Source organism: Streptomyces sp. NPDC085932, assembly GCF_044540525.1.
GTDB classification, from domain to species: domain Bacteria; phylum Actinomycetota; class Actinomycetes; order Streptomycetales; family Streptomycetaceae; genus Streptomyces; species Streptomyces levis.
Genome location: NZ_JBITSJ010000003.1, coordinates 57,474 through 83,469 on the forward strand (window position 1 = coordinate 57,474; position 25,996 = coordinate 83,469).

24 protein-coding genes, 1 pseudogene and 1 riboswitch are annotated in these 25,996 nt (G+C 70.7%); of the genes and pseudogenes, 10 read left to right on the forward strand and 15 right to left on the reverse strand.

The annotated features are described in order from the left end of the window. Positions 1-9 precede the first annotated feature (9 nt). From ACIGAQ_RS16305 to ACIGAQ_RS16315, 3 genes are all read right to left on the reverse strand, one after another. Positions 10-849 carry a carbohydrate ABC transporter permease gene (locus ACIGAQ_RS16305; RefSeq protein ID WP_399783285.1) on the reverse strand — a complete coding sequence of 280 codons (840 nt, stop codon included), beginning with the start codon at positions 847-849 and terminating at the stop codon, positions 10-12. Beyond that, positions 846-1,835: a sugar ABC transporter permease gene (locus ACIGAQ_RS16310; protein ID WP_311679441.1), complete on the reverse strand. Its 990-nt coding sequence runs from the start codon at positions 1,833-1,835 to the stop codon at positions 846-848. The genes ACIGAQ_RS16305 and ACIGAQ_RS16310 overlap by 4 nt, the downstream gene beginning before the upstream one ends. Positions 1,836-1,906: 71 nt before the next feature. Then, on the reverse strand, positions 1,907-3,190 hold the full coding sequence (locus ACIGAQ_RS16315) for an extracellular solute-binding protein (RefSeq protein WP_311679442.1): 1,284 nt from the start codon (positions 3,188-3,190) through the stop codon (positions 1,907-1,909). A gap of 312 nt (positions 3,191-3,502) precedes the next feature. Between ACIGAQ_RS16315 and ACIGAQ_RS16320 the strand changes: the two genes are divergently transcribed. The 5 genes from ACIGAQ_RS16320 (at position 3,503) to ACIGAQ_RS16340 (ending at position 10,146) form a co-directional block, all read left to right on the forward strand. Then, positions 3,503-4,267, forward strand: a complete 765-nt coding sequence (locus tag ACIGAQ_RS16320) for a GntR family transcriptional regulator (RefSeq protein ID WP_309097218.1) — start codon at positions 3,503-3,505, stop codon at positions 4,265-4,267. A 146-nt stretch (positions 4,268-4,413) separates the two neighbouring features. Then, positions 4,414-4,680, forward strand: coding sequence for a DUF3311 domain-containing protein (locus ACIGAQ_RS16325; RefSeq protein WP_311679444.1), 267 nt, complete (start codon positions 4,414-4,416; stop codon positions 4,678-4,680). Beyond that, positions 4,677-6,305, forward strand: coding sequence for a monocarboxylate uptake permease MctP (mctP, locus tag ACIGAQ_RS16330; protein ID WP_311679446.1), 1,629 nt, complete (start codon positions 4,677-4,679; stop codon positions 6,303-6,305). Before ACIGAQ_RS16325 ends, mctP begins: the two co-directional genes overlap by 4 nt. Before the next feature lie 210 nt (positions 6,306-6,515). Then, positions 6,516-6,651: riboswitch (cobalamin riboswitch) on the forward strand. 121 nt (positions 6,652-6,772) lie between these two features. Then, positions 6,773-9,136, forward strand: coding sequence for a ribonucleoside-diphosphate reductase subunit alpha (locus tag ACIGAQ_RS16335; protein WP_399783291.1), 2,364 nt, complete (start codon positions 6,773-6,775; stop codon positions 9,134-9,136). Next, the gene (locus tag ACIGAQ_RS16340) at positions 9,136-10,146 is read left to right on the forward strand and encodes a ribonucleotide-diphosphate reductase subunit beta (protein WP_311679450.1); all 1,011 of its coding nucleotides are present in this window, start codon (positions 9,136-9,138) and stop codon (positions 10,144-10,146) included. Before ACIGAQ_RS16335 ends, ACIGAQ_RS16340 begins: the two co-directional genes overlap by 1 nt. Here the strand turns inward: ACIGAQ_RS16340 and ACIGAQ_RS16345 are convergent. Further along, positions 10,059-10,301 carry a hypothetical protein gene (locus tag ACIGAQ_RS16345; RefSeq protein WP_399783295.1) on the reverse strand — a complete coding sequence of 81 codons (243 nt, stop codon included), beginning with the start codon at positions 10,299-10,301 and terminating at the stop codon, positions 10,059-10,061. The genes ACIGAQ_RS16340 and ACIGAQ_RS16345 overlap by 88 nt on opposite strands. Before the next feature lie 93 nt (positions 10,302-10,394). Between ACIGAQ_RS16345 and ACIGAQ_RS16350 the strand changes: the two genes are divergently transcribed. Beyond that, the gene (locus tag ACIGAQ_RS16350) at positions 10,395-11,357 is read left to right on the forward strand and encodes a helix-turn-helix domain-containing protein (RefSeq protein ID WP_311679453.1); all 963 of its coding nucleotides are present in this window, start codon (positions 10,395-10,397) and stop codon (positions 11,355-11,357) included. Between the two features lie 12 nt (positions 11,358-11,369). Here the strand turns inward: ACIGAQ_RS16350 and ACIGAQ_RS16355 are convergent, their stop codons facing one another. The 10 genes and pseudogenes from ACIGAQ_RS16355 to ACIGAQ_RS16400 form a co-directional block, all read right to left on the reverse strand. Then, on the reverse strand, positions 11,370-12,740 hold the full coding sequence (locus ACIGAQ_RS16355; protein ID WP_399783298.1) for a cytochrome P450: 1,371 nt from the start codon (positions 12,738-12,740) through the stop codon (positions 11,370-11,372). Beyond that, the gene (cyc1, locus tag ACIGAQ_RS16360; RefSeq protein WP_399783301.1) at positions 12,737-13,822 is read right to left on the reverse strand and encodes an epi-isozizaene synthase; all 1,086 of its coding nucleotides are present in this window, start codon (positions 13,820-13,822) and stop codon (positions 12,737-12,739) included. Before cyc1 ends, ACIGAQ_RS16355 begins: the two co-directional genes overlap by 4 nt. A 295-nt stretch (positions 13,823-14,117) precedes the next feature. Next, complete coding sequence (gene def / locus ACIGAQ_RS16365; protein WP_311679459.1) at positions 14,118-14,768, reverse strand: peptide deformylase; 651 nt, start codon at positions 14,766-14,768, stop codon at positions 14,118-14,120. 114 nt (positions 14,769-14,882) lie between these two features. After that, a complete protein-coding gene (locus ACIGAQ_RS16370) occupies positions 14,883-15,863 on the reverse strand; it encodes a hypothetical protein (protein ID WP_362278674.1) in 981 nt (326 codons plus the stop codon). Between the two features lie 117 nt (positions 15,864-15,980). Next, the gene (locus ACIGAQ_RS16375; RefSeq protein WP_399783304.1) at positions 15,981-17,228 is read right to left on the reverse strand and encodes an HD-GYP domain-containing protein; all 1,248 of its coding nucleotides are present in this window, start codon (positions 17,226-17,228) and stop codon (positions 15,981-15,983) included. A gap of 299 nt (positions 17,229-17,527) precedes the next feature. Further along, positions 17,528-18,799 (reverse strand): annotated as a pseudogene (locus tag ACIGAQ_RS16380) (HD-GYP domain-containing protein); the annotation flags it as partial. Positions 18,800-18,919: 120 nt separating this feature from the next. Next, positions 18,920-19,231: a mycothiol system anti-sigma-R factor gene (gene rsrA, locus ACIGAQ_RS16385; RefSeq protein ID WP_031103063.1), complete on the reverse strand. Its 312-nt coding sequence runs from the start codon at positions 19,229-19,231 to the stop codon at positions 18,920-18,922. Next, entirely contained in the window at positions 19,228-19,914 is a 687-nt protein-coding gene (gene sigR, locus ACIGAQ_RS16390; protein ID WP_309095368.1) for an RNA polymerase sigma factor SigR, read from the reverse strand. The genes rsrA and sigR overlap by 4 nt, the downstream gene beginning before the upstream one ends. 256 nt (positions 19,915-20,170) lie before the next feature. Then, on the reverse strand, positions 20,171-20,815 hold the full coding sequence (locus tag ACIGAQ_RS16395; RefSeq protein ID WP_399784581.1) for an alpha/beta family hydrolase: 645 nt from the start codon (positions 20,813-20,815) through the stop codon (positions 20,171-20,173). Positions 20,816-20,864: 49 nt separating this feature from the next. Beyond that, the gene (locus tag ACIGAQ_RS16400) at positions 20,865-21,680 is read right to left on the reverse strand and encodes an SOS response-associated peptidase (RefSeq protein ID WP_399783308.1); all 816 of its coding nucleotides are present in this window, start codon (positions 21,678-21,680) and stop codon (positions 20,865-20,867) included. A gap of 50 nt (positions 21,681-21,730) precedes the next feature. On the opposite strand from ACIGAQ_RS16400, the gene ACIGAQ_RS16405 reads away from it, so the two are divergent. From ACIGAQ_RS16405 to ACIGAQ_RS16420, 4 genes are all read left to right on the forward strand, one after another. Further along, positions 21,731-22,453 carry a M50 family metallopeptidase gene (locus ACIGAQ_RS16405; protein ID WP_311679472.1) on the forward strand — a complete coding sequence of 241 codons (723 nt, stop codon included), beginning with the start codon at positions 21,731-21,733 and terminating at the stop codon, positions 22,451-22,453. 72 nt (positions 22,454-22,525) lie between these two features. Then, positions 22,526-23,842: a 3-phosphoshikimate 1-carboxyvinyltransferase gene (aroA, locus tag ACIGAQ_RS16410; protein WP_311679474.1), complete on the forward strand. Its 1,317-nt coding sequence runs from the start codon at positions 22,526-22,528 to the stop codon at positions 23,840-23,842. A 17-nt stretch (positions 23,843-23,859) separates the two neighbouring features. Further along, positions 23,860-24,870, forward strand: coding sequence for a ribosome small subunit-dependent GTPase A (gene rsgA / locus ACIGAQ_RS16415; RefSeq protein WP_094057141.1), 1,011 nt, complete (start codon positions 23,860-23,862; stop codon positions 24,868-24,870). 119 nt (positions 24,871-24,989) lie between these two features. Continuing rightward, positions 24,990-25,313: a multidrug efflux SMR transporter gene (locus ACIGAQ_RS16420; protein WP_030232322.1), complete on the forward strand. Its 324-nt coding sequence runs from the start codon at positions 24,990-24,992 to the stop codon at positions 25,311-25,313. A 7-nt stretch (positions 25,314-25,320) separates the two neighbouring features. Here the strand turns inward: ACIGAQ_RS16420 and ACIGAQ_RS16425 are convergent, their stop codons facing one another. After that, entirely contained in the window at positions 25,321-25,929 is a 609-nt protein-coding gene (locus tag ACIGAQ_RS16425; protein ID WP_399783312.1) for a TetR/AcrR family transcriptional regulator, read from the reverse strand. Positions 25,930-25,996: the final 67 nt, after the last annotated feature.

Below are 25,996 nucleotides of genomic sequence, written 5' to 3' on the forward strand. Positions count from 1 at the left end.
CGGGTGAGGTCATCCCTTCACGGCGCCCGCGGTCAGGCCCGCGGCCATCTTGCGCTGGACGAGGAGGAAGAGGGCGACGATCGGCACGGCCATCATCGTGGCTCCGGCCATCATCGGGGCGTATTCGGTGCCGTGCTTGGTGGTGAAGTTGCCGAGCCAGACGGTCGCGGTCTGGTTCTTCTGGCTGAGGAGCATCAGGGCGTAGAGGTACTCGTTCCAGGCCTGGATGAAGGCGTAGACCGAGGTGGCGACCATGCCCGGGGCCAGGAGCGGGAAGACCACCCGCAGGAAGGCGCTGGTGCGGGAACAGCCGTCGACCATGGCCGCCTCCTCCAGTTCCTTCGGGATGTTGACGATGAAGCCGCGCAGCGTCCAGACCGTGAAGGGCAGGACGAAGGTCAGGTACGTGATGACGAGGCCGGTGAGCCGGTCGTACTGGCCCAGGTCGTTCAGGAGCAGGAAGACCGGGATGATCATGGCGACCAGCGGCACCATCTGGACCGCGAGGATGCCCACGATCACGATCTTGCGGCCGCGGAAGGCGAACCGGGAGATGGCGAGCGCGGCCAGCAGCCCGACGACCATGCCGATGACGACCACGGCCAGCGACACCACCATGCTGCGGCCGACCGGGCCCCAGAAGTCGGCGATGTCCAGCGCCCGGCCGAAGTTGTCGAAGGTCAGGCCGGTGGGCAGCAGGCTCGGGTCGGGGTCGATGGCGTCCTTCGCGGGCTTGAACGCCGTGTTGAGCATCCAGTACAGCGGGAAGCCGGCGGTGACGAAGACGAGGAGCCCGAGGACGTTCCACCACAGCCTCGGCGCCCGGCGGCCGGTCAGGGTGCTGCTCATTCGACCTCTCCGATCTTCAGCATCTGCCGCATGTAGACGGCGACCACGCCGAGCAGCAGCAGGACGGTGATCAGCGCGATGGCCGAGCCCTGGGCGTAGTCGTTGACCACGAAGGCACGGTCGTAGGAGTAGGTGTTGAGGACCTGGAACTCCGGCTCGGGGTGGCCGTTGCGCATGACGAACACCTGCGGGAAGACGCCCATGTCCCAGATGACCGACAGGGTCGTGAGCATCACGATGATCGGCTTGAGGACGGGCAGGGTGACGTAGCGGAAGACGCCCCAGGAGCCGGCGCCGTCCAGGCGGGCCGCCTCCTCCAGTTCCTTCGGCACCTGGGTGAGGCCCGCGCTGAGCGTGATGACCACGAACGGCACGGCTCCCCACACCACCAGCAGCATGATCACGGCCAGCCCCTCGGGGCCGCTCGCGAACCAGTTGTGGCCGATCATGTCGACGCCGGGCAACTTGCTCAGCAGGGCGTTGAAGACGCCGTAGTCCGAGTCGAAGAGCCATTTGAAGACCGTGGTCGCCACGATCACGGGCATGCCCCAGCTGGCCACCAGCACGATGTTGATCAGTATCTTCAGCCAGCCCGAGACGCGCTGGAGCAGCAGCGCGAGCGCCATGCCGATCACCATGGTGAAGACGACCGCGCCGCCCGCGAAGATCACGGTGCGCAGCACGACGGCCCAGAACTCTCCGTCGCCGAGCACCTTGGCGAAGTTGTCGAAGCCGACGGACTCGGCCGGCTGGAAACCCCACAGCTGGGACTGCCCGAACTTCTGGAAGGACAGGGTGACCAGGCGGGCCAGCGGATAGCCCATGACCAGGGCCAGGATCAGCAGGCAGGGCGCGAGCAGCAGCCAGGGGACGGCGGCACCGCCCGAGGTGCGCTGCCCGCGGGGCCGCCGCCCGGTGGGGGGCGGCACAGGTACCGGCCGCGGTGGCGGCACCTTGGCGGGGGTGGTGGTGTCTGCGGCACTCATCGCGCGCTCCTTGGCGGTCCCTCAGGTCCTGACGACGGCGGGGCTCCGTGTGAGGGAGCCCCGCCCGTAGGTCACTTGGTGTTGATGACCTTGTCGATCGCGGCGTCCGCCTCCTTGGCGGCGGCCTCGACGGACTTCTTGCCGGTGCCGATGCTCTGCAGCATGGTCTGCAGGATCTGCGCCTTCTCGACCTGGCCCCAGCCGGGTGCCATCGGGACGAACCAGTTGGCCTCGGCCGCGGTGGCAGGGACCGCCGTCTTGGGGTCGTTCTTGAGCGTGGCGAGGTCCGTCTTGTTGTTGGGCAGGTTGCCCTTGGCCATCAGGCCCTTCTGCCCGGAGGAGCCGGCGAACGCGTTGATCCACTCGGCGGCCAGGTCCTGCGCGTCGGACTTCACCGGCACGGCGAGGTCGGAGCCGCCCAGGAAGACGGGCATGTTCTTGCCGGACGGGCCGGGCATCACGAAGTTCTCGAGGTTGCCCTTGAGCTTGCCGGTCTTGTCGTTCTTCGGGTCCTCGGCGGTGGCGCCCTCCCAGGCGGCCGCGAAGATCATGGCGGACTTGCCCTGGCCGTAGACGATGTAGCGGTCGGACTCGTCCTTGGTCTTGTCGCCGTGCATGTACTTGTCGACGACGTTCTTGAACTCGTTCAGGCCCTTGAGGGACTCGGGCGAGGAGAGCGAGGCCTTCCACTGGCCGCCCGACTCGGTGGCGATGGCGCCGCCGGCGTCGTAGACGAAGGACATGGCGGCGTACCAGTCGCGGGTGGGCTGGTACCAGGCGTTGAACTTGTCGCCCTGCTTCTTCTGGATCTTGTCCAGGGCGTCGGTGAGCTCCTTGTACGTCTTCGGAGCCGTCTTGACGCCGACCGAGGCGGCGATGTCCTTGCGCCAGTTGGCGACGCGGCCGCCGGCGTAGTAGGGGACGCCGTAGGTCTTGCCCTCGTAGGTCACCGAGGCCTTGAGGCCGTCCAGCCAGGCGTCGGAGTTGTCGAACTTGCCCTGGTCGAGGGGGGCGAAGGCGCCCTTGACCATGTAGCCGAGCATCTCGGTGTTGCCCATCTCGACCACGTCGGGGGCCTTGTCCGTGGCCAGGACGGCGTCGAGCTTGGCGTTCTTGTCCGGCCAGCCGTAGTACTCGTGGTTGATCTTCAGGCCCGGGTGCTTCTTCTTCACCGCGTCGTCGGCGGCCTTCACCAGCTCCGGCCAGTTGTTCTGGGCGTCGACGGTGAGCCAGACGGTCAGCTCCTTGGCGTCCGCGCCGCCCTTGTCCGAGCCCCCGTCGCCCTCGCCGCCGCACGCCGCGATGGAGACCATCATGCCCGCGATACCGATCGCGGCTGTCAGCTTGCGCTTCACGCCACCCTCCTCAGGGATCCCACAACCCCCCTGGCTCCCCGCAGTGAACGGTGGGCCGGGCCTGGACCATTGGTGTAGACCAGTACGGGGAGCTTGGCCCAGGCCAACCAGCCTGTCAAGGGTGGCGAGAAGGCTCTGACCAGCCGTTATGCGACCTACATATGCAGGAACCTTTAAGTAAGAAGCCAGCGAAAACCCGCTTGCACGGGCCATACTTCAGGTAGACCACTTGCAGTGGTGGACTAGACCAAACAAGACGCCGACGGTATACAAGTGAGATCGTGTCGGCGGACCGAGCCGGGAAGGCGGAGCATGAGCACCGACGTCAGCAGTGCGGAGAACGAGAACGGGGTGCCCGTCCGTACCGCACGTGTGCCCAAGTACTACCGCCTGAAGAAGCACCTGCTCGACATGACGGAGACCCAGGCGCCCGGCACGCCCGTCCCGCCCGAGCGCACCCTCGCGGCGGAGTTCGACACCTCCCGGACGACCGTGCGCCAGGCGCTGCAGGAACTGGTCGTCGAGGGCCGGCTGGAACGCATCCAGGGCAAGGGCACCTTCGTCGCCAAGCCGAAGGTCTCGCAGGCCCTGCAACTGACCTCCTACACCGAGGACATGCGCGCCCAGGGCCTGGAGCCGACCTCGCAGCTGCTGGACATCGGCTACATCACCGCCGACGACCGGCTCGCCGGGCTGCTCGACATCACGCCGGGCGGGCGCGTGCTGCGCATCGAGCGCCTGCGCATGGCCAACGGCGAGCCCATGGCCATCGAGACCACGCACCTCAGCGCGAAGCGCTTCCCCGCCCTGCGCCGCTCCCTGGTGAAGTACACGTCCCTCTACACCGCGCTCGCCGAGGTCTACGACGTCCATCTCGCCGAGGCCGAGGAGACCATCGAGACGTCCCTGGCCACCCCGCGCGAGGCCGGCCTGCTCGGCACGGACGTCGGCCTGCCGATGCTGATGCTCTCCCGGCACTCGCTGGACCGCGACGGCCAGCCGGTGGAGTGGGTGCGGTCGGTCTACCGGGGCGACCGGTACAAGTTCGTGGCCCGCCTGAAGCGCCCCCAGGAGTAGCCGGCCGGCGACGGCACCGGGCGGCGACGGATCTCCGGTTTCTTTTGGGTACCGCATTGCGGACGAGGGGTTCCGCTCTCGGCGCACCCTGACCTAGATTGCCTGCGCATTGCACAGGTGATCACTTGAGGGGACGGAGCCGCCTGATGTCGCAACCCCCGGAAGTCAGCAGAGGGCCGGTGGTGACGCCGATGCGCGTCGTCATCGCCGTCTGCCTCGTCGCGCCCTTCATCGCCATGCTGTGGGTCGGCTCGTACGCGAAGACCGACCCGGCCTTCATCGGAATCCCGTTCTTCTACTGGTACCAGATGGCCTGGGTGCTGATCTCCACGGCACTGACGATGATCGCCTTCAAGCTGTGGCAGCGTGACCAGCGCGCCCGCTCGGCCGCGAAGGGCGGTGCGTCGGAGTGAAGGACGGCGTGAACGGCGTCGCACTCGCCGTCTTCATCTTCTTCTTCCTGGCCGTCACGGTCATGGGCTTCCTGGCCGCGCGCTGGCGCAAGGCCGAGAACGAGCACAGCCTGGACGAATGGGGCCTCGGCGGCCGCTCGTTCGGCACCTGGATCACCTGGTTCCTGCTGGGCGGCGACCTGTACACGGCGTACACCTTCGTGGCCGTGCCGGCGGCGATCTACGCGGCGGGCGCGGCGGGCTTCTTCGCGGTGCCCTACACGATCCTGGTCTACCCGCTGATCTTCACGTTCCTGCCGCGCCTGTGGTCGGTCTCCCACAAGCACGGCTACGTGACGACCTCCGACTTCGTGCGCGGCCGCTTCGGCTCCAAGGGCCTGTCCCTGGCCGTGGCGCTGACCGGCATCCTCGCCACGATGCCCTACATCGCCCTCCAGCTGGTCGGCATCCAGGCCGTGCTGGACGTGATGGGCGTCGGCGGCGGCGAGAACACCAACTGGTTCATCAAGGACCTGCCGCTGCTGATCGCGTTCGGCGTGCTGGCGGCCTACACGTACTCGTCGGGTCTGCGGGCGCCCGCGCTCATCGCGTTCGTGAAGGACACGCTGATCTACATCGTCATCGCGGTGGCGATCATCTACATCCCGATCAAGCTGGGCGGCTTCGACGACATCTTCGCCAAGGCGGGCGACGCGTTCAGCCAGACCAACCCGGCGACGGGCGCGCCGCGCGGTGCGCTGACGCCGCCGGAGGCGGGCCAGTGGACCTACGCCACGCTGGCGTTGGGCTCGGCCCTGGCGCTGTTCATGTACCCGCACTCCATCACGGCGACGCTGTCCTCCAAGAGCCGTGAGGTGATCCGCCGCAACACCACGATCCTGCCGCTGTACTCGTTGATGCTGGGCCTGCTCGCCCTGCTCGGCTTCATGGCGATCGCGGCGGGCATCAAGGTGCAGAACGGGCAGCTGGCGATCCCGCAGCTGTTCGAGACGATGTTCCCGGACTGGTTCGCCGGTGTGGCGTTCGCGGCGATCGGCATCGGCGCGCTGGTGCCGGCGGCCATCATGTCCATCGCGGCCGCGAACCTCTTCACGCGCAACATCTACAAGGACTTCATCAAGCCGGACGCCACGCCCGCGCAGGAGACCAAGGTCTCCAAGCTGGTGTCCCTGCTGGTGAAGGTGGGCGCGCTGGCCTTCGTCCTCACCATGGACAAGACGGTCGCCATCAACTTCCAGCTGCTCGGCGGCATCTGGATCCTGCAGACCTTCCCGGCCCTGGTCGGCGGCCTGTTCACGCGCTGGTTCCACCGCTGGGCGCTGCTCGCGGGCTGGGCGGTCGGCATGGTCTACGGCACGGTCGCCGCGTACGGGGTCGCCTCGCCGACGCAGAAGCACTTCGGCGGCTCCTCCAAGGAGATCCCCGGCATCGGCGAGATCGGCTACATCGGCCTCACGGCGTTCGTGCTGAACGTGGTGGTGACGGTGGTCCTGACGTTCGTCCTCAAGGCCCTGAAGGCCCCCGACGGCGTCGACGAGACCAAGCCGGAGGACTACACGGCCGACGCGGGCGACCCGGGGGTGCAGGTCGAACTGCCGCCCGCCACCGCCGGTTCCTCGCACTGACCTCCGGGGCGCCCGGCACCGCGCCCCGCACGACGAACGACCCGCAGCGGGCCGCCGTGAGCACACCTCACGGCGGCCCGCCGTCGTTCGCCCGCCGCCCCTCGTCCGGCGCCGGTCCCACGGCCGGTGAAGATCACTCTGCACACCTGCCGGCTGACCCTCCGAAACCAGCGCGACACAACATCTGGGGGTGGCATTCGAACCCGGCACAAGATGTATGCTCATGCTCGCTGTCGCCGCAGGGGAATCCGGTGCGAATCCGGAACTGTCCCGCAACGGTGTACCCATGCCCTTTGATGCGGTATGGGCGTCAGTCCGAGGACCTGCCGACAGCGCACCCGGCCACCCGGCCGGTGTGCCTGACGTCCGGGCCTCGTGGAATGGGCCGGTGGACGCGGCGCCGCGTGCGCTCGTGTGCTGCCCCCTGCCCTCGGCGAGGCCCCGTGCCGAGCGAGGGAGAGCCCCACGTGACCATCGCGCCAGCCGATCCGGTCTCAGCCGCCGAAGAAGCCGCGGAAGAAGCGCACGACGCTCCCGGTGCCGCGTTGTTGCGGACCCTGACCGGGCTGACCGCCGACCTCCCCGACGCCGACCCCGGCCGGGTCGCCGCCGCCGCGCTGCGCGGCCGGTCCGCGCGGGCGGACGAGACGGAGTTGCGCGAGCTGGCGACCGAGGCGGCCGCCGGCCTCATCTCCGAGGACCCCGCCTACTCCCGCCTGGCCGCCCGGCTGCTGACCATCGGCATCCGCGCGGAGGCCGCCTCCCAGGGCGTCGCGTCGTTCACGGAGTCGGTCGCCGTGGGACACCGCGAAGGGCTCATCGCCGACCGGACCGCCGACTTCGTCCAGCGGCACGCCGCCCGGCTGGACGCCCTCATCGACACCGCCGCCGACGACCGCTTCGGCTACTTCGGCCTGCGCACGCTGCACAGCCGCTACCTGCTGCGGCACCCGATCACCCGCAAGGTGATCGAGACGCCCCAGCACTTCCTGCTGCGCGTGGCGAGCGGCCTCGCCGAGGACGACACCGCACGGGCCGTGGACGAAGTCGCCGCCCTCTACCGGCTGATGAGCCGCCTCGACTACCTGCCCTCCTCCCCCACGCTCTTCAACTCCGGCACCCGGCACCCCCAGATGTCGTCCTGCTACCTCCTGGACTCCCCCCAGGACGAGCTGGACTCCATCTACGACCGCTACCACCAGGTGGCCCGGCTGTCGAAGCACGCCGGCGGCATCGGCATCGCCTACTCCCGCATCCGGGCCCGCGGTTCGCTGATCCGCGGCACGAACGGCCACTCCAACGGCATCGTGCCGTTCCTGAAGACCCTCGACGCCTCCGTCGCCGCCGTGAACCAGGGCGGCCGCCGCAAGGGCGCCGCAGCGGTCTACCTGGAGACCTGGCACTCCGACATCGAGGAGTTCCTGGAACTGCGCGACAATACCGGCGAGGACGCCCGCCGCACGCACAACCTCAACCTCGCGCACTGGATCCCCGACGAGTTCATGCGCCGCGTGAACGCCGACGCGCAGTGGTCGCTGTTCTCCCCCGCGGACGTGCCCGAGCTGGTCGACCTGTGGGGCGAGGAGTTCGACACCGCCTACCGGGCGGCCGAGGCGAAGGGCCTGGCGCGAAAGACGCTGCCCGCGCGCGAGCTGTACGGCCGCATGATGCGCACCCTGGCGCAGACCGGCAACGGCTGGATGACCTTCAAGGACGCCGCCAACCGCACCGCCAACCAGACCGCCGAGCCGGGCCACGTCGTGCACTCCTCCAACCTCTGCACGGAGATCCTGGAGGTCACCAGCGACGGCGAGACGGCGGTCTGCAACCTCGGCTCGGTCAACCTCGGCGCGTTCGTGACCGGCGGGGACATCGACTGGGAGCGCCTGGACGAAACCGTCCGCACGGCCGTGACGTTCCTCGACCGGGTCGTCGACATCAACTTCTACCCGACCGAGCAGGCGGGCCGCTCCAACGCCCGCTGGCGCCCGGTCGGCCTCGGCGCGATGGGCCTTCAGGACGTCTTCTTCCAGCTGCGCCTGCCCTTCGACTCGCCCGAGGCGAAGGCCCTGTCCACCCGCATCGCCGAACGCATCATGCTCGCCGCCTACGAGGCCTCCGCCGACCTCGCCGAGCGCAGCGGGCCGCTGCCGGCCTGGGAGAAGACCCGCACGGCCCGGGGCGTGCTGCACCCCGACCACTACGATGTGGAGCTGACCTGGCCCGAGCGCTGGGCGGCCCTGCGCGAGCGGATCGCCACGACCGGCCTGCGCAACTCCCTGCTGCTCGCCATCGCGCCCACCGCCACCATCGCCTCGATCGCGGGCGTGTACGAGTGCATCGAGCCGCAGGTGTCCAACCTGTTCAAGCGCGAGACGCTGTCCGGCGAGTTCCTCCAGGTCAACTCCTACCTGGTGGACGAGCTCAAGCGGCTCGGCGTGTGGGACGCCCGCACCCGCGAGGCCCTGCGCGAGGCCAACGGCTCGGTGCAGGGCTTCGCCTGGATCCCCGAGGACGTGCGCGCCCTCTACCGCACGGCCTGGGAGATCCCGCAGCGCGGCCTGATCGACATGGCGGCGGCCAGGACCCCGTTCCTGGACCAGTCCCAGTCGCTGAACCTCTTCCTGGAGACGCCGACCATCGGAAAGCTCTCCTCGATGTACGCCTACGCCTGGAAGTCCGGGCTGAAGACCACGTACTACCTGCGCTCGCGCCCGGCGACCCGCATCGCCCGCGCCGCCCAGGCCACCGTCCCCGTGCCGGCCACCCCGGACCCCGAAGCGGTCGCCTGCTCCCTGGAAAACCCCGAGTCCTGCGAGGCCTGCCAGTAATGCCCAGCACCCAGAACCTTCTCGACCCCGGCTTCGAGCTGACCCTGCGCCCCATGCGCTACCCGGACTTCTACGAGCGCTACCGGGACGCCATCAAGAACACCTGGACCGTGGAGGAGGTCGACCTCCACTCGGACGTCGCCGACCTCGCCAAGCTCTCCCCCGCGGAGCAGCACCTCATCGGCCGGCTGGTGGCGTTCTTCGCGACGGGCGACTCGATCGTCGCGAACAACCTGGTGCTGACGCTGTACAAGCACATCAACTCCCCCGAGGCGCGGCTGTACCTGAGCCGTCAGCTGTTCGAGGAGGCCGTGCACGTCCAGTTCTATCTGACGCTGCTCGACACCTACCTGCCCGACCCGGAGGACCGCGCGGCGGCCTTCGCGGCGGTGGAGAACATCCCGTCCATCCGCGAGAAGGCGGAGTTCTGCTTCAGGTGGATGGACTCGGTCGAGAAGCTGGACCGGCTGGAGTCACAGGCGGACCGGCGCCGCTTCCTACTCAACCTGATCTGCTTCGCGGCCTGCATCGAGGGCCTGTTCTTCTACGGCGCCTTCGCCTACGTGTACTGGTTCCGCAGCCGGGGGCTGCTGCACGGCCTGGCCACCGGCACCAACTGGGTGTTCCGGGACGAGACCATGCACATGTCGTTCGCGTTCGACGTCGTCGACACCGTCCGCAAGGAGGAGCCGGAGCTCTTCGACGACCGGCTCCGGCAGGAGGTGACGGACATGCTCCGCGAGGCCGTCGAGGCCGAGCTGCAGTTCGCGCGCGACCTGTGCGGTGACGGCCTCCCGGGCATGAACACCGAGTCGATGCGGCAGTACCTGGAGTGCGTCGCCGACCAGCGGCTGACCCGCCTGGGCTTCGCTCCGGTGTACGGCTCGGAGAACCCCTTCTCCTTCATGGAGCTCCAGGGGGTTCAGGAGCTGACCAACTTCTTCGAGCGGCGGCCCTCCGCGTACCAGGTGGCGGTGGAGGGCACCGTCGACCTGGACGAGGACTTCTGAGCCGACGCTCCGTCGCGGGTCTCCTGGGCCGCCCGGATCTGCCGGTCGATGCGCCTGTCGTGCATCAGGCCGAGCACGGACGGGAGGACCAGGAGGACCAGCGTCCCGAGTACGAAGATCATGGCGATGAGTGTCTGCGTCTGGTTCGTGTCCATGGACACCACTGTCGCTCCGAATGCTCCTTACCGTCAGTGGCAGTACTGCCGCAGACCCTCGAATTACTGCCACCGGCGAGGCACACTGGGGGCATGCTGCAGAACGTGGCCGTCGCCCTGCTCGACGGCGTGACCCCCTTCGAACTCGGTGTGGTGTGCGAGGTCTTCGGCACCGACCGCAGTGACGACGGCCTGCCGGTGTACGACTTCGCCGTGGCCTCGGCCGAGGGCCCCGCCCTGCGCATGGCCTCGGGCTTGTCGCTGCGGGTCGAGCACGGCCTGGAGCGGCTGGAGACGGCCGACCTGATCGCCGTCCCGGCCGGGGACGGCTACTCCACCCGCACGTTCCCGCCGGAGCTGCTGGAGGCCCTGCGCCGCGGTGTGGACCGCGGCGCCCGGGTGCTCAGCGTCTGCTCCGGCGTCTTCGTCCTGGCCGCGGCCGGACTGCTGGACGACCGCCGCTGCACGGTGCACTGGAAGCACGCCCGGGAGCTCGCCGTGCGCTACCCCCGGGTGGTGGTCGAGCCGGACGTGCTCTACGTCGACGAGGACCCGGTGATCACCTCCGCGGGCACCGCCGCCGGCATCGACGCCTGCCTGCACCTGGTCCGCAAGGAGCAGGGCTCCGAGGTGGCCAACAAGATCGCCCGCCGGATGGTGGTGCCGCCGCACCGCGACGGCGGCCAGGCGCAGTACATCGAGCGCCCGCTGCCGCACTCCGAGGCCGACACGATCGGCGAGGTGCTGGCCTGGATGGAGCGCCATCTCGACGAGGAGGTGACCGTCGAGCAGCTGGCCGCCCGCGCCCTGATGTCCCCGCGCACGTTCGCCCGCCGCTTCCAGCAGGAGACGGGCACGACCCCCTACCGCTGGGTGCTGCGCCAGCGCGTGCTGCTGGCGCAGCGGCTGCTGGAGGCGACGGACGAGACGATGGACGCGATCGCCGGCCGGACGGGGTTCGGCAACGCGGCCACGCTGCGCCACCACTTCGTCCGGTCGGTCGGGACCACGCCGCACGCCTACCGGCGTACGTTCAGGGGCCCCGAGGCGGCCTGAGGCCCGCGGTTCTCACCTCGCCACCGGCCGTACGCGCAGGTCGTGCGGCCGCAGCGTGATGCCCACGCGCGTGCTGTCGTCGGACCCGGCCACCTGCTCGAAGCGGTACTTCGTGGCCAGCGCCGCCGTGATCAGCGTCAGCTGGGCCATCGAGAAGTGGTCGCTGGGGCACTTGCGGTTGCCCGTGCTGAACGGGCTCATGGCGTGCTTCGGGATCGCCTTGACCCGCTCCGGCAGCCAGCGGTCCGGGTCGAAGTCCAGGTTCCGCTCATAGGACTTCGCGTCGCGCTGGATGGCGTACGGGCTGTAGACGATGTCCGCCCCGGACGGAATGCGGTATCCGCCGAGTTCCGTGTCCCGTACCGCCCGGCGCGTCAGAATCCACACCGCCGGACTCAAACGCATGGACTCGACCACGACATTGTTGGTGTGCCTCAGTGCCCGGACGTCGGCGAATGCCACCGGCCTCCCACCGGTGACGGCTTGCACTTCGTCGCACACCCGGTCGGCGTGTTCAGGGTGCTCAGCGAGCATATGCAACAGCCACATGATCGTGGATGCCACGGTTTCGCTGCCCGGGGTGAGGATCGCGACGACCTGATCGTGGATCTCCTGTTCCCCGATGGGTTCGCCATTCTCGTCCTTCGCCTCCAGCAATGCCGTCAGCAAATCGTCCGGCTTTTGACCGCTTGCGCGGCGCTCGGCGACGATCTCGTCGACCAGGAGATGCAAATCGGCCAAGGCCCGGTTGAATTCGCGGTTGGCCGGGAGCGGAAGGTTGTAGAGCGGTCCCAGCGGGACCACCATCCGCCGGTACATCCCGCGGAAGACGGTCGCCAGGGCGACGCACAGCCGCTCCGCCCGCTCGTCCATGAAGTCGCCGCGCAGCAGGCAGCGGGCCGCGATGCGCACGGCCACCCGGAACGACTCGGAGGTGCAGTCGACGGTCTCGCCGGGCTTCCAGCGCTCGGTGAGCGCGTGCGCCTCCTCCTCCATGATCGGCCCGTAGGCGGGGATGGCGTCGAGCCGGAAGGCGGGCTGGATGGTGCGCCGCTGGCGGCGGTGGCGCGGGCCGTTCGCCGTGGCCACGCCCTCCTTGCCGAGCAGGCCCTCCAGGGACTCCCACAGCGGCCCGGCGATGATGAAGTCGTTGCTCAGGGCCAGCGCGCCCGTGAGGGCCGGGGTGGTCACGGCGTAGACCGTCTTCGGGCCGAGCTTCAGACGGACCACGTCGCCGTGGTCGCGCAGCCGGGACATGAACGCCAGCGGGTCGCGCACGAGCTTCCAGCCGTGCCCGAGGAGGGGGACGCCGCCCCCGGCCCGGGGCGGTTCGCGCAGCTCCGGAGCCAGGGCGGCTTCGGGCTTCACAGACTCGACGGTCATTTCTCACCTGCCGCTTCGTTGTTGACGTACGGGGGCGTGGACCGGTCGTCCCAGCTGTCGACCATGTAACGGCCGGATTCGTGATGGAACCAGTAGACGGAACTGAACCAGTTCCGCATATCGCCCAGGCAGAGGCGCACGGCGGCGCTCAGTTCCTTTCCGCGTACGGTGCCGTCGGCGAGGTCGTCGGCGAACCGCAACGCCTCCTGCTCGACGTCGAGGAATTCGGTGATGCATTCCTCGACCCTGCGCCGCACTTCCCCGACCGCCTCTTCCAGTGTCAGTCCCTCATGGGTGATGAGACTGATTCCGAGATTGTGCACCTCGTCGCCCGCTATCTCCTTCGGCAGCGAGCAGAGGTCGTTGTACCAGGCGGCGAATTCCTGGCTCAGCAGTGCCGCCCGCCGATAGGCCGGGTGCTTTCGCACGGCGTCGGGGAGTTCACACCCCGCGGTCGGCTCCAGCAGGTCCGTCCATATCCAGTGCGCGAAGGTGAGCCGGCGCAACCGGAGGTATTCCTCGACCGTCGGCACGATGCCGTGCGTGCGATTGTGGAACTCCCGGTCGTAGGCCTCGATCACCGCGTGGAAGTGCCGGGCGAACCGGAGGTTCCACGTCTGCGGCAGGAACCCGTACAGCCGCAGGACGCTGTCGGCGAACCCGGCGACCAGTGGGTCCTCGTGGTGCAGGTGCTCCCCGGGGGAGTCGAGGGCGGTGTGCAACCGGTCCCGCAGCGTCCGCCAGGCGAGCGGTCGCCCGTGCACGATGTCGCGGTCGTGGCGGTCGTCCCAGACGAAGAACCAGGCACTGTAGTCCGCGATGGCCTGCATCACCTCGTCGGAGGCGCCGATGTAGTAGCCGGCCATGAGGTCCGTGTAGCACAGGCCGTCGGCATATTCCTCCACCTTCTCGGCGGGCATGAGCCGCTTTTCGAGCAGCCATGCCCGCGTCTTCTCCTGGCACTTCGGCCAATACGGGTGGAGTCGCCGGGGAAACGCCGCCTCGATCACAGGGAGGGAGAGCGACGGTGGAACTGCGATGGTGGTCGGTGTCGACGTGGTGCCGTGTGACAAAGCATGCACGAACTAACCCCTCTCAGCCGCCAGTTGGCGCGGGCGCCCCTCCCTTCGTGCCGGGCGTGCGCCGTTGCATACCCCGCTCATCCCATTCAGCACTACAACTGACCGTTCTGGGAACGTATTTGCTTCATTCACTACCCCACAGTGCCGGGATCCTCCCGTTGTGTGACGCGTGCCGGATCACCAGGAGAGCGGAAGCGATCGAACGTGCGACGGACAGGCGAACGACACAGGCGAACGGCGCCTGTTCGGGGTGGGAAACCCGAACAGGCGCCGTTCGCCTGGTGCGTGCGAGGTGTCAGTCGTTGGCCACCACGGGGTAGCGGGGCTCGTTCTCGGCCATCTGCCGCAGCGCGTCCTTGCGCTCGCGCTTGGAGAGCCGGTCGATGTACAGGTAGCCGTACAGGTGGTCCGTCTCGTGCTGCAAACACCGAGCGAAGTATCCGGTGCCGCGCACCCTGATCGGGTTGCCCTGCTCGTCCTGCCCGGTCACCTCGGCGTAGTCGGGCCGGGCGAGCGGCGCGTACGCCGTCGGCACGGACAGGCAGCCCTCGTTGCTGTCGTCCAGCCGGCGCTTCTCGGCGGGCAGTTCGACGAGCTTGGGGTTGCAGACGACACCGGTGTGCCGGACGCCCTCGTCGTCCGGGCAGTCGTAGACGAAGACCTTCGCGTCGACGCCGATCTGGTTGGCGGCCAGGCCCACACCCTCGGCGGTGCGCTGGCTGGCGAACATGTCCGCGACGAGCTGCTGCAGCTCCTCGCCGAACTCGGTGACGTCCTTGCACTCCTTGTGCAGCACCGGGTTGCCGACGACCGTGATCGGCCGCGAGGTACCGCGCTCCCGCCAGGCCGCCTCGCGCTCCTCGCAGTCCTCCGTGTCGATCACGTACCCCTCGTCATCGACGGGGAGCACGCCCGCGTGCTGCTGATCGGTGTCCTGCTGAGCCATGACGTTGCGTACGCCTTCCTGAACAAATCCAAGGGATGCTGATACAGGGTACGGGCATCAGGGGGGCGGGGGACTGCGTGAACGACCACGACGCCGCCGCACGTGACGACGGCGCTAGCAGACCTCTTCCAGATCCCGCCAGTCCCGGGAATCCGGACTGTCGGCCACCCACCCGTCCAGCAACCCCCGGACGAGCGAAGCCGGCGCGGCCAGCCCGCACTCCCGCTCCGGCACCCACAGCTGCCCGTCCGTGCGGTGCCCCAGCGGCCCGGGATGGCCCGGCTCGCTGTGGTCGTGCGGGTCGAGGTGCTCCCCGTCGCCCTCGTCCGACGGCATCCGGGACTCCGAGCACATCCGGCACAGCAGCCGCACCGAGGAGGACCAGTCCTCCGCGGCGAACCCGGCGTCCGCGGCCAGCTGCTCCAGCGCGTCCCGGTCGGCCTCCGTCGCCGCCTCCAGCAGCACCACCCAGGTCGGCACCGGCGACGGCGCCCACAGCTCGATCTCGTCGAAGACCGGGTAGGTGTGCCCGGCGGCCGTGGTCCGCTCCCCGTGCGGCACCCCGTCGTGCAGGACGACCTCGCCCCAGCGCCGCCCCGACGAAGGCAGCGGGATGGACAGCACCTCGATCCGCGCGGGATCCAGCCGCCGTCCCCACACGACCTCGGCCTCGCCCTCCGGCGACAGCCGTACGGCCGCGCTGCCCAGGTCCATGCCGACGGGCTCCCCCGAGTCGGTGGCGGCGCCCGGCACCCGCAGCCCGTAGGCCTGCCAGGCGCGACGGGCCAGCGGCCAGTCCTGGAGGGCGGTCGCGGCGATGCCGACGTTCCACCAGTCGGGTGCGCCGGTGTCCCGGTCGAGCAGGGCCACGGCGCGCAGGCCGGCGGCTCTGGCCTGCTCCCAGTCGTGCCGGAACTTGTGCAGCAGGGCGAGGTTGAACCAGGACTCCGACAGCCAGGGCTCCAGATCGGCGGCACGTGTCAGCAGTGCGCCCGCGTCCTCGTACCGGCCGTCGCCGATGAGGGTGAATGCCCGGTCTGTGGCCTGCCGCCAGGAGGCGGAGGGCCGGTGCCGTCCCTTGCCGAAGATCCTCACGATTCCCGCCTGCCAGTTCCGTGCGGTGGGCTGGCCGTAGCTGTGTTTCGAGCCCCCGGACACCTTCTCCTTCGCATCCAACCACGTACGGCCTCGGGGGCGCTCATTACCCATGGGTTACCCAGCCACGGGCAGCGTCAGACTGCTCCTTGCCAGTACCCGGGCCAGTGATTCCACCACCTCCGGCGCGTACTCCCCGGCTGTGGCGAGCCGGAGTTCCTCCAGCGCCGTCAGCGGCCCGCCCGGCCCTCCTTCCCGGGACTTCTCCTCGTACGCGTTCACGACCCGGACGATCCGTGCGGCCGGCGGCTGCTCGGCGTACGGGTCGGCCTGCCGCTCCACGACCACGGCGACGGCCTCGTCGACCCCCGTCTGCCGGACCACGGCCCCGCCGAGGAGCGCGATCCGGCGCTGTTCCGCGGCGGGCAGGGCGGCGGTGGCGCCGGCCGGCACGGGGTCGACGAGGCTGAGCTGGCCGATGTCGTGCATGAGCGCCGCGTACTCCAGCACGGCCAGCTCGGGCTCGGTGAGGCCCAGGTCACGCCCGACGGCCAGGCTGAGCGCGGCGACCCGGCGGGCGTGACCGGCGGGGGTGTACCCGGCGACCTCGGTGGCCCGCGCGAGGGAGGCGATGGTCTGCCGGTAGGTCGCCCGGACGGCGGCGTAGCGGCGGAACGACATCTGGGCGAGCAGCAGGGGCACGGAGAAGACGGGCAGCGCCCAGAGCCCCACGACGGCGACCGCCAGGGCCATCACCGCCCCGGTGGCGATGACGGCGGAGCCGATGCCGCGCACGGCCCGCAGCTCGTCCCGCAGCACCGGTCCGAACGGCCAGCCGGTGCGGGAGTGCGCCAGCGCGGCCGCGAGCACCGCGTCGCACAGCGCGGTCAGCGACAGCAGTGCGAGGAGCAGCAGCGCGTAGGCGGGCCCGCCCCAGTCGTCGAACATGCCCCGGTTGTACGGGGGCTGGAAGCACACGGCGACGAAGCCGACGGTGAGCACACGGCGCGCGAGGTGGTCGAGTGTGGGGCCCTGCCCGCGTGCCACGTGCGGCACGCTGCCGAGCAGTGAGGCGGCCAGTACGACGGCGACGACCTGCGCGGGACCGTGGTGCGTGGCGCGCCCACCGGCCTCCCCGAGCAGCGCGTACGACAGGGCCGCCGCGGACCCCAGCGGGGCCGGCTCCCTGACCTGGGCGTCGTCGCGCCGGGTGAGCTCGCCGACGGCGACGAGGACCCCGAAGGCGAGGGCGACCTGGCGTTCCTCCAGGCCGCTGTAGAGGGTGACGGCGAGGGAGCATGCGGCGAGGACGGCGGCACAGGCGTGGACGAGGGTGAGGAGCGGGGGCGGCCGGTAGGCACTCATCGACGCGCCCCCGGCACCCCGGACGCGGACGCCCCCGGGCCGGACCCCGGCCCCGGCACCACGCGGGCCCCATCACCACCCTGCCCGCCCTCACCGTGCCGGCCGGCGCGGTCGCCCTGGCCACTCCGGCCGTCCTGACTGCCCTGGCCGCCCTCTGCGTCCTGGCCCTGCCGGCCGGCCCGGTCACCCTGGGCGTGCCGGTCGCTCTGGCCGCCCTGACCCTGACCTCCTCGACCGGTCCGGTCGCCCTGACCGTGCCGGCCGCCCGGGCCGCTGCCGTTCGCCTGGCCGCCCAGGTCCTCCGTGTCGTCCGCGGTGACCGCCGGCCGCCACCCCGCTCGCTCCACGGCCCCGACCAGGGCCGTGACCATCTCCGGGTCGAACTGGCTGCCCGCGCAGCGCTCCAGCTCCGCAAGCGCCACCGGCACGGGCCGGGCCCGGCTGTAGCAGCGCGTGGAGGTCATGGCGTCGAAGGCGTCCGCGACCGCCACCACCCGTGCGGACTCCGGGATCTGACGGCCCACCAGTCCGTACGGGTACCCGCTGCCGTCCAGCCGCTCGTGGTGGTGCAGCACGGCGGCCCGGGCCTCGCCGAGGAAGCCGATGCCGCGCACCATCTCGTGCCCGTACTCGGGGTGCAGCTCGATCACCCGCCGCTCCTCGGGCGTGAGCGGCCCGTTCTTGCGGAGCAGCCGGGTGGGCACGCCCAGCTTGCCCACGTCGTGCAGGATCCCGGCGAACCGGAGCACCTCGACGCGCTCGTCGTCCATGCCCAGCTCGCGCGCGATCATCATCGACGCCTGCCCGACGCGCTCGCTGTGCCCGCGCGTGTAGCCGTCCTTGATGTCGACGGCCTGCACCAGCGCCCGGATGGTCGCCTGGTGGGCCGCCCGTTCCCGGTGGTACTGGGCGAACGCCCACCACGAGACGCACATCGGCAGCAGCACGAGCAGCGCGGCCACGGGCCCGTACGGACTGCGCCACAGCACGGCCATCATCAGTCCGGCCAGTCCGTGCACGGCGATCGGCGCGAGCGAGCGCGCCACCAGACCCCGCCAGGCCCTCCGTACCGGCACCCGCTCGGCCACGGCCAGGATGCCGCCGTCGAGCACCGCCAGCACCAGGCAGAACGCCAGCACGGCCGCCCCGGCCGGTCCGAGCGCGTAGGGGACGTCACCCGCGACGACCGCGTCCCGGCCGCCGAGCAGCCAGTGCACCCGGGCCGCCGCCCACACGCCGATGACGAGCTGGGCGGCCCGCCAGAGCCGCCGCAGCGTCACGGGCCGCTGCGCCACGTGCGACAGCAACGCGCCCGGCACGGCCACGAGGGCCGCGGCGGGCGCGGGCAGCAGGAACGCACCGGCGAGCAGCACGGGACAGAAGGTTCCGGCCGGGTGCGAGATCCCCACGAACCGGGAACGGGCGACGCGCTCGCAGCCGGCGTACAGCGCGGCCAGCAGCGCGACCGCCCACCAGGGCGCCCGCACGCCCGGCAGCGGCAGCAGACAGAGGACCGCGGCGACGACGACACAGGCGACATACACGCGTGTCCGTGCCGGTACCGCTTCCATGCGCCCCTCCCCGGCCAGGTCCGTCAAGCTCGGAGCCTAGGGCGGCGGGAGGGGGCTCCGCGGGCCGATAACCCGCGGATTAGCACGTTCGAGTGATGCGTTCGAGTCCCAGAACCGGGTTCAGGACTCCTGCGGCGTGGCCGGCGAGGCCGTGACGTCCTGGTCGGGGACCGCCTGACCGGAGCGGATGAGGTCGATCCGCCCCATGACCTTGGCGCGCAGGTCCCCGGGCACGTCGTCATGCCCGCAGCAGCGCTTGACCAGCTTCTTCACGGCCTGCTCCAGGCCGTACTTCTCCAGACACGGCGAGCACTCCTCGAAGTGGTGCTCGAACTTCACGCAGTCCGAGTCCGGCATCTCACGGTCGAGGAACTCGTAGAGATGATCGAGGATTTCGCTGCAATCCGTCTCGTGCGGCTCTCCGCAGCTCATGACCCCGAGCCTTTCGCTTCGTTCGACTCTCCGGCGCCGGCCGGAACCATCCCCCGCTCACGGGCGTAGTCCTCCAGCATGCCGCGCAGCTGACGGCGGCCGCGGTGCAGACGGGACATCACCGTTCCGATGGGTGTCCCCATGATGTCGGCGATCTCCTTGTAGGCAAAGCCCTCGACATCCGCCAGGTAGACGGCGATGCGGAACTCCTCGGGAATCGCCTGGAGCGCTTCCTTCACGTCCGAGTCGGGCAGGTGGTCGAGCGCCTGCGACTCCGCTGAGCGCAGGCCCGTCGACATGTGCGACTCGGCGCGGGCGAGCTGCCAGTCCTCGATCTCCTCGGCCGCCGAGCGCTGCGGTTCCCGCTGCTTCTTGCGGTACGAGTTGATGAAGGTGTTGGTGAGGATCCGGTACAGCCACGCCTTGAGGTTGGTGCCCTCGCGGAACTGGTGGAAGGACGCGTACGCCTTGGCGTACGTCTCCTGCACCAGGTCCTCGGCGTCGGCCGGGTTGCGCGTCATGCGCAGCGCGGCCGAGTACATCTGGTCGAGGAACTCGAGCGCGTCCCGCTCGAAGCGCGCACTGCGTTCGGTCGCGGTCTCCGTGCTCGTGCCGCCCTGGCCCTCGGGCTGCTCCGCCTGGCCGTTGTCGGTCCCTGCGTCGGTCCCAGTGACCGGACCCACCTCCTCGAATGCTCTCGTGAGACCGAGGCCGGTCTCACCCGAATCGGAGGATAGACGACGATCCGGTCCGCCCGCCGCCCGAATCGGGGCGGTCTTGGCCGCGTGCAGCACCGTCCAGTCCAGGTCGGCGCGGCTGCTGCGGCTCGGGCAGATGGTCGAACCCATGCGGCGGACTCCCTCTCCTACGGCGTCGGTGCTGGTCCCCAGCACGTACGTCCCGCACAACAGTGACCACCGCCTCGGCATTCCCGAAGCTTTACCCGAGTGACCCGGCCCACCCGGCGACCGCGTCCGTGACGACCGCCACGGCCTCGTCCTGCGAGATCTCCGCTCGTTTGGGCACGGCGAAGCCGTGATCCCCGTACGGAACCTCCACGAGCGCGTAGGCGCCCTCGGGGAACTCCTCCGGCCTGCCGAACGGGTCGTTCCCGCCCTGCACGACCAGGGTGGGCACGCCGGAGCCCAGCAGTTCCGCGGCCCGGGACTTCTCCGGCTTGCCGGGCGGGTGGAGCGGGAAGCTCAGGGCGAGGACCGCGTGGGCGCCCAGCTCACCGGCGGTACGGCAGGCGACCCGGGCCCCGGCGCTGCGGCCGCCGGAGATCACCGGCAGCCCGGGCGCGGCCAGCGCGGGCCAGATGCCGCGCCAGCCGGTGTCCAGGGTCCTGGGCGCGGGCGCCAGCTTCTTGCCCGCCACCCGCCAGGGCTGCTCCACACGGGCCACGGTCACGCCGTGCGCGGGCAGGACCTCGGCCAGGGCCTTCAGGTCACGCGCCTCGATGCCGCCGCCCGCGCCGTGGCTGACGGCGAGCACCAGCCGGGGCTCGTGGGCCGGGTGCCAGGTGATGCGGGCGGTCCCGGCCTCGGTCTCGACGGCCTCGGTCGTCTCACGTGCCGCGCCGATCCCGTCATTCACACCGCTCACACCGCTCACACCGCTCGCATCGCTCACGTCAGAAGAGTGTGCCCTCCTCGGGCGCCTCCAGCTCCTTCAGCAGCTCCGGTCCGTTGTTGCGGACGTTGCTGACCGCCGTGGCGACCGGGTAGGCGCGCATCAGCCCGGCCGGCGGCGGGGCGAGCAGCTCGCGCAGCCCGTCGGCGTCCGTGCGGGACGGGTCCAGCCAGGCGTCCCAGCGGTCGGGCGTCAGCATCAGCGGCATCCGGGGGTGGATGTCGGCGAGCGCCCGGGGGCCCTCGGCCGGGGCCACCGCGAGCGGGCTCGTCTCGGCCTCGGTGGTGATGACGGAGCAGGTGACCCACCAGGCCTGCGGGTGGTCGTCCGGCAGCGTCTTGTCCCGCCAGAACTCGTACAGTCCGGCCATCGCGAAGACCGACCCGTCCGCCGGGGTCACGAAGTAGGGCTGCTTGCGGGGCCGCTTCTTCTTCCCCTCGACCTCCAGCTCCCGCTCCTGGGAGCCGGTGACCCACTCGTAGTAGCCGTCGGCGGGCAGGATGCAGCGCCGGGAGGTGAAGGCGCGGCGGTAGGACGGCTTCTCGTGGACGGTCTCCGCGCGGGCGTTGATCATCCGGGCACCGCCCTCGGGCGTCTTCGACCAGGACGGCACGAGCCCCCACTTGAGCGTGCGCAGCTGCCGAACCGGCCGCGGGTCGTCCGCGTCTTTCAGAGGGCGGTCGAGGACGGCGTAGACCTCCTTGGTGGGCGCCACGTTGTAGTCCGGTTCGAGGGTCTCCTCGGGCTCCCACTTCTCGATCTCGAAGATTCCTGCGAGATCCTCGGGCCTACGACTCGCTGCATACCGTCCGCACATACGTGCCACACTGCCAGATTCCATCCGCCCACAGGGAGCCGACGCCGCACATGGACAGCACCGCAACCGCCTCGCTCGCCTCCCTCTGGGACGAGGTCTCCGGTACGCAGCCCGACCCCGATCTGTGGGTGGTGATCGCGGCCCTGGGACTGGCGCTGGCCGTGGTGATCCCGCACGGGCTGTGGCGCATCTCCCGCAACGCCATCACCATCGCGCACGAGGGCGGTCACGGGCTCGTGGCGCTGCTCACCGGCCGCACCCTCACGGGCATACGGCTGCACTCGGACACCAGCGGCCTGACCGTCAGCCGCGGCAAGCCGCACGGCATCGGCATGATTTTGACGGCCGCCGCCGGCTACACCGCCCCTCCCCTGCTGGGCCTCGGCGGCGCGGCCCTGCTCGGCGCCGGCCGCATCACGCTCCTGCTGTGGCTGGCCACGGCCCTGCTGCTCGCCATGCTCGTGATGATCCGGAACGCCTACGGCGCCCTCACGATGATCATCACCGGTGGTCTGTTCGTGGTGGTGTCCTGGCTGGCCGGTCCTCAGGTGCAGGCGGCGTTCGCGTACGTGGTGGTGTGGTTCCTGCTGCTGGGCGGGGTGCGCCCGGCCTTCGAACTGCAGGCGAAGCGGGCCCGGGGCGGGGCGGGCGACTCGGACGCGGACCAGCTGTCCCGTCTGACGCACGTACCGGCGGGGCTGTGGTTCTTCCTGTTCCACGCCGTGTCGCTGTGCTCGCTGATCGGGGGCGGGCGCTGGCTGCTGGGGCTGTGAACGCGGCCGGACCGGGCGCGAGCGGCGCGACGCGGCGGCCCCCGAACCACCGCCTGCTTATAAAGTAAAGGCATGGTCCCGAACACCGCAGACACCGCCCTTTGGCCCGCCCCGCACGCGAGCGGAGCCGTCGACGCGACGGTCCACGTGCCCGGGTCCAAGTCGGTCACCAACCGCGCCCTCGTCCTCGCCGCCCTCGCCTCCGAGCCCGGCTGGCTGCGCCGTCCGCTGCGCTCCCGCGACACGCTGCTGATGGCGGGCGCGCTGCGCGCGATGGGGATCGAGATCGAGGAGGGAGTGGGCCCGGACGGCACCGGCGAGGCCTGGCGGGTGCTGCCGACGGGGCTGCGCGGCCCGGCCACGGTCGACGTCGGCAACGCCGGCACGGTGATGCGCTTCCTGCCGCCCGTCGCCGCGCTCGCCGACGGCCCCGTCCGCTTCGACGGCGACCCCCGCTCCTACGAGCGCCCGCTGAACGGTGTCATCGACGCGCTGCGCCAGCTCGGCGCCCGGATCGACGACGACGGCCGCGGCGCGCTCCCGCTGACCGTGCACGGCGGCGGCGCCCTGGACGGTGGCACGGTCTCGATCGACGCGTCCTCCTCGTCGCAGTTCGTCAGCGCCCTGCTGCTGTCCGGCCCGCGCTTCAACCAGGGCGTCGAGGTCCGCCACACCGGTGCCACGCTGCCCTCCCTGCCGCACATCCGCATGACGGTGGACATGCTGCGCGCGGTCGGCGCCCAGGTGGACACCCCCGAGTCGGGCGGCGAGCCGAACGTCTGGCGGGTCACGCCGGGCGCCCTGCTCGGCCGGGACCTGGTGATCGAGCCCGACCTGTCCAACGCCCAGCCGTTCCTGGCGGCGGCCCTGGTCACGGGCGGCAAGGTCACCGTCCCGGACTGGCCGGCCCGCACCACCCAGCCCGGTGACCGGCTCCGCGAGATCTTCACCGAGATGGGCGGCTCCTGCGAACTGACCGAGTACGGGCTGGTGTTCACCGGCTCCGGCTCGATCCACGGCATCGACGTCGACCTGAGCGAGGTCGGCGAGCTGACGCCGGGCATCGCCGCCGTGGCGGCCCTGGCCGACTCCCCGTCGACCCTGCGGGGCGTCGCCCACCTGCGCCTGCACGAGACGGACCGGCTGGCGGCGCTGACCAAGGAGATCAACGAGCTCGGCGGTGACGTGACCGAGACGGCCGACGGCCTGCACATCCGCCCGCGCCGGCTGCACGGCGGCATCTTCCACACCTACGACGACCACCGCATGGCCACGGCCGGCGCGATCATCGGCCTGGCGGTGGAGGGCGTCCAGATCGAGAACGTGGCGACGACGGCCAAGACCCTGCCCGACTTCCCCGACCTGTGGACCGGGATGCTCGGGGCGTAGGACGCGGGGACCAGGTCATGCGCCGCTACGGCAAGCACACCGACGAGGACGACATCCGCACCCGTCCGGGCCGCCGGAACACCCGGCCCCGGACGAACATCCGGCCCAAGCACGAGGACGCCGCCGAGGGCCTCGTCCTCACCGTCGACCGGGGCCGCCTGACCTGCCTCGTCGAGGACCGCGTCGTCATGGCGATGAAGGCCCGCGAACTGGGTCGCAAGGCCGCGGTCGTCGGCGACCGCGTCGCGCTCGTGGGCGACATGTCCGGGAAGAAGGACACGCTGGCGAGAATCGTGCGCATCGAGGAGCGCACGTCCGTGCTGCGCCGCACGGCGGACGACGACGATCCGTACGAGCGCGTGGTCGTCGCCAACGCGGACCAGCTGGCCGTCGTCACGGCCCTGGCCGACCCGGAGCCGCGCCCTCGCCTGATCGACCGCTGTCTGGTCGCGGCCTACGACGGTGGCCTGGAACCGCTGCTGGTGCTGACCAAGTCGGACCTCGCCCCGCCGGAGAAGCTGCTGGAGCTCTACGGCGACCTCGACATCCCGTACGTCGTCACGAGCCGCGCGGAACTGGAGAGCGGCGCGGCCGTCGCCCGGGTGCGCGAGCAGCTCGACGGCCGGATCACCGCGTTCGTCGGGCATTCCGGGGTCGGCAAGACGACCCTGGTCAACGCGCTGGTGCCGGAGGAGCGACGGCGTTCGACCGGGCATGTGAACGCGGTGACGGGCCGGGGCCGGCACACCACCACCTCGGCGCTGGCGCTGCCGCTGGCCGGCGGCGACGGCTGGGTGATCGACACGCCGGGCGTGCGGTCCTTCGGGCTCAACCACGTCGACCCGTCCCGGGTCATCCACGCCTTCCCCGACCTGGAGCCGGGCACCGAGGGCTGTCCGCGCGCCTGCAGTCACGACGAGCCGGACTGCGCGCTGGACGCCTGGGTGGCCGAGGGGCACGCGGATCCGGCGCGGCTGTACTCGCTGCGCCGGCTGCTGGCCACCCGGGAGCGCACGGAAGGCGACTGACCTCCGCGTTGTTTGTCCTGCCGTGCGGACGGTAAGTGCATAATCGCACCAAGCCGGATGCAAGCCTGAGCAAAACGAGGCGAAGCGGTCACTGTACGTGGGTTACGGGAGGACGACACATGGCGTGGCTGCTGGTCATCGTGGCCGGGTTGCTCGAGACCGGTTTCGCCGTCTGCCTGAAGCTGTCGCACGGCTTCACACGGCTGTGGCCGACGGTCGCGTTCTGCGTCTTCGCACTCGGCAGTTTCGGTCTGCTCACCCTGTCGCTGAAGAAGCTCGACGTGGGCCCGGCCTACGCCGTGTGGACCGGTATCGGGGCCGCGGGGACGGCCATCTACGGCATGGTGTTCCTGGGCGACCTGGTGTCGACGCTGAAGATCGTGTCGATCAGCCTCGTCATCATCGGCGTGATCGGGCTGCAGTTGTCGGGTTCGGCGCACTGACGCCCGGTCAGCCCGCCTGCCGGGGCAGGGCGCTGCGGACGAGGTCGGCGACGCCCCCCTCGCCGGGGGGCGCGGCCACGCAGGACAGGGCCAGCCGGACGGCGAGTTCACAGGAGCGGGCCAGGTCGGCCGTGTCGGTCTTGGGGGCACCGGGTCCGGCCAGGACGGACACGGCACGGTCGCGCACGAGAGCCACGAAGTCGCCGGGCGCGGGCAGGGGGCCGTCGGCGCGGCGCTGGGCCGGCACGGCGGAGGTGGACGGCACGGCCGACAGGGTCGGCGACGGCAGGCGTTCGCTCCAGCAGCCGGTGAGCATGGCGCGGACGAGGGCGTTGTCCCGGGCCGCGGACGTGACCCACTCGGCGGTGGCGGTGAGCCGGTCGCGCGGGTCGCTGTGCGCCGCCAGCGCGCGGTCGACCCCGGCGAGATAGCCGTCGGCCTCCCGGCGCACGAGCGCCCGGGCGAGGCCGTCCTTGCTGCCGAACTCGTTGTACAGCGTCTGCCGGGACACTCCGGCCGCCGCGGCCACGTCCACCATCCGCACGGCGGACCACGGCCGGCGCGCCAGCGCCGCGAAGGCGGCGTCCAGTAGAGATTCCCGCGCTGCAGGCATCATCGCCTCCCCTTGGGGCGAGCGGCTCTGCGCCCAGGTTTGACGCGCGCGGAACCACTGTCAAGGGTTC